Here is a 2,128-nt window from a genome sequence, read left to right as displayed (position 1 = left end):
TTTTCGAACTCATTTTTATTATATTTGTTTTACTTCTAAATTTTTTCCATAAATATCTTTAAATCTATCTTTAAATTTAAGTACTTGTTTTATTTCTAAATCGATATTTAAATGAGAGGATAAATTAATTAAAACGCTATCTTCTTTTATATCAATGCTTAAATAGTCTACAGCTCTTTCAAGACTTAGATCCAAATGTTCAGCAATCATAAGAAGTATATTAATAGAATTAATAGCTTTTATATCTAATTTATTTATTATTGAAAAGAAAGGTGGCAGTGCTACTTTATCTCTTTCATTATGAGTAGCAGCAATAGCAGCACTCATGAATAGTTCTCTATGACTAAGTCCATTAATGTTGGAATTTAGTATTACATAAAAAGAATGTTTATGATGATGATAATAATCTATACTAACTCCAGAATCATGCAATAATGTAGCAGTTTTTAATACATTATTATATTTATCTCCTAATTTATGAATAGGCTTTAATTCATTAAATAGAGTTGATGTTATGTTAAATACATGTTCAGCGTGTGCTCTATTTATATTTAAATATTCAATTATACCATTCAAATTATAATCTAATATATCATCAATAGGCTCATAATGATTATTTATATATTCAAACATTATACCTTCTCTTAATCCACGACCAGATATTATAATATCATCACATCTTACTTTTTCAATTATAGTATTTAGTATACTTAATCCCCCAACTATTAAATCAGATTTTTCTACTGATAAACCATCTATTTTAGTTCTCTGCTTAAAGTCTTTACATTTTATTAAGTTATATATTTTATAAACATCATTTTCATTTAACTTGTAGTTGTGTAAAATATCAAAAGGATATCTTTTTTTAGCTTTATCAATTTTACAAAGAGTTCTAGCTGTACTACCAACAACTATTATAGATTCGAAATTTTCTTTTTTTAACCACTCAATGTCATCTAATATACTTGTTAAAGACAATATGGCTTTTTCTAGATTTTCATAACACACTCTATCTTGTAAATTGTATTTGAAAGTATAAGTTAAGGCCCCTAATGGAATTGTAGTATTTTTCTCTATTTTTCCATCTTTAACCCAAGTTAAATGAGTACAAGATCCACAAATATCTACAATAAGAGAATTATTTACATACATACTTCTTGTTACCCCTAAGTAACTATAATATATTTCCTGCTCATCTGATAATAAGTTAACAGTTATGTTAAACTGATTTTTTATTTTTTCAAGAAATTCATTACAATTAGATGCTTTTTTTAAGGTATAAGTAGCAACTGCTATGATTTCTTTTACTTCTGAAAAAGTACATAATGATTTAAATGAACGAACATTTGCTAGTGTTTCGTTTATTTTACTATCAGATATTTTATTATCATCTAATAAATCTAAAGCAAGTTTAATATCATTACTAGATTCTCCGATAACCTTATAATATCCATTTTTCATTACATTCATTAATGTAAATTTAACTGAATTAGAACCAATGTAAATAACACCTATTTTTTTCATTTTATAACTCCTTAAAGTACTAATATTCATTTTAATTCTTAAGATTAATATTATCATTATACATCATTTGAAAAGTAATTCATATGATGAGTTATTTATTTTCTATTTTTAAGATTGACAAATTTAAAGCTGATTTGTATAATAAATGAAGATTAATATGGAAAAGTTCTGTGAAAAGAAGAGTACTATAATTGATTCTTAAAGCGAGTAAGGGATAGTGTAAGCCTTACAAGATAGATTAATAGGAAGAGAGTCTTGGAGAAATCACCTGAAAAGTTTTAAGTAGGGATGATCGTAATAACTTGCGTTAAAAGTTAAGTGGTATCTTTATGATTTAAGTTAAACTATAAAGATGCAATTAGAGTGGTACCGCGGATAATTCGTCTCTTATTTTTTAGAGAGGAATTTTTTTTATTCTTTAGGAATTTATATTATTAAAAAATTTGTGGATAACTTTTAAAATAATGTGTTTTAAAGGTATTATGAGTACCCCTAAAGAATAAAAAATAATCATATGCCGCACCATTATTCCTGCACTGCGTTTGGAAAGGGCGCATGGCTAAAAAAATCGACAGCTCCAAAGTCGCCTTAGCGATTTTGTTCT

Annotated in this window: 1 protein-coding gene and 1 other annotated feature; the gene reads right to left on the bottom strand. The window is 25.4% G+C overall.

Annotated elements, in window-relative coordinates:
- Window positions 1-18: 18 nt before the first annotated feature.
- Complete coding sequence (locus NG918_RS13950) at window positions 19-1,524, bottom strand: Ppx/GppA phosphatase family protein (RefSeq protein ID WP_252226701.1); 1,506 nt, start codon at window positions 1,522-1,524, stop codon at window positions 19-21.
- A gap of 161 nt (window positions 1,525-1,685) precedes the next feature.
- Window positions 1,686-1,915 (top strand) — a binding site (T-box leader).
- The last annotated feature ends 213 nt before the right edge of the window (window positions 1,916-2,128 follow it).

It is taken from the genome of Clostridium sp. ZBS2, from assembly GCF_023845855.1.
GTDB classification, from domain to species: Bacteria; Bacillota; Clostridia; order Clostridiales; family Clostridiaceae; genus Clostridium; species Clostridium aquiflavi.
The sequence above is the reverse complement of the archived record's forward strand: the minus strand, read 5'-3'. Positions and strand labels throughout refer to the sequence as shown.

Bases quoted from the DNA above. Each gene is read 5' to 3' on its own strand.
- NG918_RS13950 (WP_252226701.1), bottom strand. From the start codon at position 1,524: ATGAAAAAAATAGGTGTTATTTACATTGGTTCTAATTCAGTTAAATTT.